Annotated in this window: 3 protein-coding genes and 1 pseudogene; 1 reads left to right on the plus strand and 3 read right to left on the minus strand. The window is 74.8% G+C overall.

What is annotated here, in order from left to right; genetic code table 11:
- Nucleotides 1-42: 42 nt before the first annotated feature.
- Nucleotides 43-963 carry a prephenate dehydratase gene (gene pheA / locus ACFP1K_RS37175; RefSeq protein WP_380762419.1) on the minus strand — a complete coding sequence of 307 codons (921 nt, stop codon included), beginning with the start codon at nucleotides 961-963 and terminating at the stop codon, nucleotides 43-45.
- A 43-nt stretch (nucleotides 964-1,006) separates the two neighbouring features.
- Entirely contained in the window at nucleotides 1,007-2,314 is a 1,308-nt protein-coding gene (locus tag ACFP1K_RS37180) for a glycosyltransferase 87 family protein (RefSeq protein WP_380762421.1), read from the minus strand.
- A 388-nt stretch (nucleotides 2,315-2,702) separates the two neighbouring features.
- On the opposite strand from ACFP1K_RS37180, the gene ACFP1K_RS37185 reads away from it, so the two are divergent.
- Nucleotides 2,703-4,943, plus strand: coding sequence for a hypothetical protein (locus ACFP1K_RS37185; protein ID WP_380762423.1), 2,241 nt, complete (start codon nucleotides 2,703-2,705; stop codon nucleotides 4,941-4,943).
- A 304-nt stretch (nucleotides 4,944-5,247) separates the two neighbouring features.
- Here ACFP1K_RS37185 and mptB read toward each other — a convergent pair.
- Nucleotides 5,248-6,153, minus strand: a pseudogene (gene mptB, locus ACFP1K_RS37190) (polyprenol phosphomannose-dependent alpha 1,6 mannosyltransferase MptB); the annotation flags it as partial.
- Between the last annotated feature and the right edge of the window lie 224 nt (nucleotides 6,154-6,377).

The following is a 6,377-nucleotide window of genomic DNA, read 5'->3' on the forward strand; positions in this document are numbered from 1 at the left end:
GAGGTTCGCGACGCGCTCGCGCGGCAAAACCCGGCGCCAGGGTCACAGCCGGCCGGACCTGAGCCAGGTGAGCCACTCGGCGGCCTCGGCGAACTCGGCGTTGGCGGTGCCCTTCTTCGGCTCCGGCGCCAGGTGGTCGGCCCGGGGGTAGCTGCCGAGGAACCGCACGTCGGCCGACAGGCGGTGCAGGCCGGACAGCGCCTCGCCGACCCTGGCGTCGGCGACGTGACCCTCGGCGTCGAAGTGGAAGAAATAACGGCCGATGCCGTCGCCGGTGGGGCGGGACTCGATGCGGGTCAGGTTGACGCCGCGCACCGCGAACTCGCTCAGCATCTCGAGGAGGGCTCCCGGGTGGTCGTCCTCGAGGAAGGCGACCAGGGACGTGCGGTCGGCGCCGGTGGGCTCGGGCAGCGCGCCGGGCGGGGCGACCTTCACGAAGCGCGTCACCGTGTCGTCGCGGTCGCCGATGCGGGAGGCGAGCTCGACCAGGCCGTAGTGCTCGCCCGCGATGGCCGGGCCGATCGCCGCGTCGTACGGCGAGCCCGGCATGGAGACCTCCAGCGCGGCGGCGGCCGTGGACGGCGCCGCGATGACCACTGTGTCCGGCAGCTCGCGGGCCAGGAAGCCGCGGCACTGGGTGATCGCCGCCGGGTGGGTGAACAGGCGCTTGATGTGCGGCATCCCCGTGCCCGGGCGGACGAGCAGCGAGAACTCGACCGGCAGCAGGACCTCCGCCGTGATCAGCAGCGGCTGCCCCCAGGCCAGCTCGTCGAGCGTGACCGTGATGGCCCCCTCGACCGAGTTCTCCAGCGGCACGACCGCCGCCGTGGCCTCGCCACCCCGGGCGGCCTCCAGCGCCGCGGTGACGTTCGCGCAGGGCATGCGCTCGGCGTCCGGCGCGAGGATCCGCAGGGCGGCCTCACAGAAGGTGCCCTCGGGTCCGAGGTAGGCGAGTTTCTGCATATCAGCAGGCTACCGGGCCATGGCACCGTTACACCCGGGATATTTACCGGTTACCCGGCGATATGTGGTCAACCGGGGAGTGTCCGGGGTCGGAGGCCGTGGCGCCGGGGGGTGCCGCGAGGCCGTGGTCCCCGGCCGGACGCCGGGTGCGGCGGGCGAGCAGCCACAGCAGGACCAGGGCGCCGAGGCCGAAGGCGTCCTGCACGACGCGGCCCATGACCGGGCTGAGCACGGGGATCTCTGCGGCGCGCAGCGAGACCCCCCACCACGGGATCGGGACCACGTAGTAGATCCACGCGCCCGCGACCGTCCACACGCGCCAGGGCCGCACCGTGCCGTCCCACGGGCCCGCCAGCGCGGCCAGCACGACCACCACCCAGGCCAGGTGGTGGATCCACGCCACCGGGGAGATCAGCACGGCCATCAGGCCGGTCAGAGCCACCGCCGTCAGGCGGTCGCCGGCGAGCAGGGCGCGGCGGGCGTGCCGGAAGCCGTACCAGGCGACCACGGCCACCAGGGCCAGCCACAACACCGCCGTCAGCCATCCCGGCAGGTAGAGGCGCAGGAGCATGCCGCGGATGGACTGGTTGGTGGTGGCGTTGTTGGCGCCGAGGCGCTCGGAGTCGAGCAGGGCGGAGAACCAGAAGCCGGCGGCGTCGTGCGGCATCACCAGGAACGGGAGGATCGTGAGGAGCGCCGCGGTGAACGCCGCCATGTAGAAGGCGCGGCGCTGCCCGGGGAGCCCGTCCCGTCCGAAGCCGGTGATCAGCAGGTAGATCAGGAAGACGCCCGGGGTCAGCTTGACCGCCGTGGCGAGGCCGATGAGCAGCCCCCTCGGCCACCAGGGGCGGCGGGCGAGGCAGTCGGCCACGCAGAGCATCACCAGCAGGATGTCCACCTGCCCGAAGCGCACCTGATCCCTGATCGGCATGAGAAGGGACGCCGCCGCGACCAGCAGGGCGAGCAGCAGCGGCATCGCCCATCGGGGCCGCGCCCGCGCCAGCGCCTCCCGGAAGGAGTACCAGACCGTGACCCCCAGGCAGAGGAACACCCCCAGCGTCCACACCCACTGCACCACCGGCCACGACATCAGCGCCAGCGGCACGGCCAGCATCGCCGCGATCGGCGGATAGGTGAACGGCAGCAGCTGCGGCGCCGGAGTGATCATGTCGTACACCGGCAGCCCTTGCAGCAGGCTCATCCCCCCGCTCCGGTACACGTCCAGATCGACCAGCCGCTGATCCCCCGGGTTGGTCAGCCAGTACCGCACCACCGGCCCCACCGCGACCACGACCCCCAGCACCCCCCCGGCCCAGGAGGCCCACCACCGCCCACCCCGCACATCTCTCACGACGTCGCAGGCTACCCTGCCCACCCCACCCCGGCCCCCCACTCCGGCACGCCGGCCGTCCCCGCCCCGCGAGGCGGTCACCCCGGCTCCGGCGCTCCCGGCTCCAGCGCACTTTGGCATCCACGGCGCCGGGACCCGCCGTCCACGACTCCGGGACCCGCCGTACGCGGCTCCGGGACCCGCCGTACGCGGCTCCGGGACCCGCCGTACGCGGCTCCGGGACCCGCCGTCCACGGTTCCGGTGCGCCGGTCGTCCACAGCCTGGGCGGGCCGTTGTCCACAGGGGCGCACCGGCGGGCCGGGCTCGTGCTCGCTTCTGGCTATCGTTACCGGGACAGGGCCGGCCGTCTCGGCGGGCCGACTTGGCGATCATGAAAGTGAGACCTCCTTGACCACGCGAGCCGGCGTCCCCCCTCTGGGCAGGTGGCTCGCGCACGTCCTCATCGCCCTCGGCGTTCTCGCGCTCCCCGTGCTCTCCCTCGTCCCCGCGCAGGCCGCCTCCGCCGCCCACGCGGGGGTGACCGGGCGGGTGGTGCTGATCGGGGTTCCCGGGCTCCAGTGGGAGGACGTCGATCACGTGCGCACGCCGAACCTGTGGAAACTGGTCGGCGAGTCCGGGTCGGCGTCGATGTCCACGCGGGCCTATCCCCGGCCCGACCGCGCCGGCACCTGTCCGGTCGCGGGGTGGCTGACCGTCTCGGCGGGGCAGCGGGCGGGGTCGGCGGCCCGTGAGTGCGACCTGCCGCCCGCCCCGGACCTCGCTCCCGGCGGTGCGGCGACCGTCCCGGGGTGGGCTGATCTCGCGGCGTACAACGCCGCCACGTCGTACCGGGCCACCGTCGGGCTCCTCGGGCAGTCCGTACGCGACGCCGGGGGCACGGTGGCGGCGATCGGGCCGGGGGGCGCGCTGGCGGCAGCGGATAGGTCCGGAAAAGTAGGCACTTACTCGGCCGATCCGGCGGGGCTCGGGGACCTCTCCCGTCACACTCTCCTGATCGCCGACATCGACGACCTCGCGCGCGCCTGGCTCCAGCCGTCCGGTTTCCCGCGCGACACCCAGCCCTCCGATCTGTCCGCGCAGGCCCGGGCCCGTGCGGCGGCGGGGGCCGATCAGCGGATCGGCGCGCTCCTCGGGCGTGTCGCCCCGGGGACGACCGTCCTCGTGGCCGGGCTCTCCGACACCGCCACCACGGCCAACCTGCACGTCGCGATCGCCCACGGGCCGCGGCCGGGTGGCGCCGGGTACCCGCGCGGGTATCTCACGGCGTCGTCCACGCGGCAGGACGGGCTGGTGACGATCACCGATGTGACGGCGACGGTGCTCGGCGTGCTGGGGATCCCGGCGCCGCAGGGTGGGGTGGGCCGGACGTGGGCGGCCGGAGGCGGGGCGCCTGCCGGGGTCGCGGAGACCGTCCGGCGACTGGGGGACGCGGATCTGGCCAGCCGGGTGCTGGTGGAGGTGCGGGCGCCGTTCTTCGCGGTGCTGGTCGCGGTGCAGATCCTCTTCTACGCGCTGGCGGCCGTGGTGGTGCGCCGGTACGGGGGCGGGGCGGCGAGGCTGCTGGGCTGGACGCGAGGGCTGGCGGTGGCCAGCGGGGCGGTGCCGGTGTCCACGTTCCTGGCGCAGCTGGTGCCGTGGTGGACGGCGGGGCGGCCGATGGTGGCGCTGATCGCGACGATCGTGGGCTTCACCGCGCTCATCGCGGGGGTGGCGCTCGCGGGGCCCTGGCGTCGCCATGTGCTGGGGCCGCTGACGGTCGTGGCGGGGGTGACGTCGGCCGCGTTGCTGCTCGACGTGATCACCGGGTCCCGGCTGCAGGTGAACGCGGTCACCGGGTACGAGCCCGTCACCGGCGGGCGGTTCTACGGCTTCGGCAACATCGCCTTCGCCGTGTACGCGACGGGGACGGTCCTCGCGCTCGCCGGGGTCGCGCAGACGCTCGGCGACCGTGGACGTCGGGGGCTCGGCCTGGCCCTCTGCCTCGGCTACGGCCTGCTGGCGATCTTCGCGGACGGGTGGCCCGGGTGGGGCGCCGACTTCGGCGGGGTGCCAGCGTTCGTGCTCGGGTTCGCGGTCTTCCTGATGATGGTCTCCGGCCGCCGGATCACCGCGGGCAGGCTGGCCGTGGTGGCGGCGGCCGGGATCGCGCTGATCGCCGCGATCGCCGTGGCCGACTGGACCAGACCGGCCGACCGGCGCACCCACCTCGGCGCCTTCGTGCAGCAGGTCGCCTCGGGCGAGGCACTCCCGGTGGTCGGCCGCAAGCTCGGCGCGATGCTCGGCACGCTCGGGAACTGGCAGCTCACCGCGCTCTCGATGGCCGCGCTCGCGTTCCTCTTCCTCGTGCTGGCCCGCCCGTCCCGCTGGGGGGCCTCGGCGCTCGGCCAGGCCTACGCCGCGGCGCCCGCGCTGCGGGCCGGACTGTTCGGAGTGCTGACCACCGCGCTCGCCGGTTTCCTGCTGAACGACTCCGGCATCGCGATCCCCGCCATGGCGCTCACCGTGGCGGTGCCGCTGACCCTGGCGGCGTCGATCGCCGCCGTCCGGCTGCCCGCACCGCCCACCACACCAGGGCGGCCGTCAGCCCCAGCAGAATCCACGGCACCACCTGACCGCGCACCACGGTGACGAGCCACCCGAGATCCGGCGGCTGCCCCTGCTGCCGCGCCGGAAGGTAGGCCAGCGACAACGCGGCCACCCGCGCGACCATGAACCCGTCCAGCGCCGTGGCGGGCACGGTCGCCAGCAACGCGAACGCCAGCCCGTCGTACCACGGCAACGCGTACGGCGTGGCGAACAACCACGCCACCACGACCACCACCGCGACCATCCCCCCCTCGCCGGCCTCGCGCGCACCACCGGCGGGTCTCTCGGTGCGACCGTTCCACCAGTGGGTTGTGGAACTGTGGGAGAAGTGGGGGCGGAGGGCACGGAAGAGGACGGTGGCCAGGGCCAGGAGGGTCAGGAGGGAGCCGGCCTGGACCCATGAGCGGTAGGCGCCCGGGCCGAAGAGAGTCTGGAGGGCGCGCTGGGCCAGGTGCCAGGGGGTGGCCCAGGAGATGGACTTGCTGGCGTGCAGGACCTGATCGAGGGAGTTCGGGCCGGCCAGCAGGTAGGCGGCCACGACGGTGGCCAGGGCCGTGCCCGCCACGAACGCCAGCCGCCAGGGCGATCGGCGCAGCTCCCACGCGGTGCCGAGCGCGACCAGGCCCGAGTTGACCTTGGTGGCGATGCCGAGGCCGAGCAGCGGGCCGGTGGCCCACCAGCGGGTGCCGCGGCCCGTGAGCAGGGCGGCGGTCACGAAGACGATGGCCTGGGTGTCGACGTGCATGCCGGCGACGAGCTGGTAGAGGACCAGCGGGTTGACCGTCCAGAGCAGCGCGGCCCGTGCCTGCCGGTCGCGGTCGCCGCTCGCCAGCCGGTGGAGCAGCAGGGCGGTCACGAGGAACGCGAGGGCGTTCGCGGCGGCGAGGGCGAACACGGTGAGCCGTACCGAGTCCCCGCCGATCAGGCCGGCCCCGGCCTGCACGGCGGTCGCGACCGGACCGTAGAGGCTCGGCTCCTCCCGCCACGGGATCTCCACCGCGTCCGCGATCGGATCACCGCTCAGCTGGACGGCCCCCGTGGCGTACGGATCGTGCCCGAGCACCGCCATCCGCCCGTAGGCGGCGTAGTTGAGATGATCGGCCGACCCCGAGGGCGGCAGGAACGCCAGCACACCCGCGACGAGACACCCGTAGAGCAGCAGGCGCCGGGGATCAGGAGCCCACCCCCGCCGCAGGGCGACCAGCCCCGCCCCGAGCCCCGTGGCACCCACCACGATCGCCGCCGCCGCCATCGCGATGACCAGATGCCCGTCCGGCCGCAACCCCAGCGAGTACGGCGGCTGCCACCCCGCCCCCGCCAGCCCCGGCACCACCGCCGACGGCCCAAGCGCACCGATGGCAACCGTCAGCACAACCCCCACCCCCCCCCCCCCCCCCCCCCCCCCCCCCCCCCCCCCCCCCCCCCCCCCCCCCCCCCCCCCCCCCCCCCCCCCCCCCCCCCCCCCCCCCCCCCCCC

This window comes from Sphaerisporangium aureirubrum (assembly GCF_042658925.1).
GTDB lineage: Bacteria > Actinomycetota > Actinomycetes > Streptosporangiales > Streptosporangiaceae > Sphaerisporangium > Sphaerisporangium aureirubrum.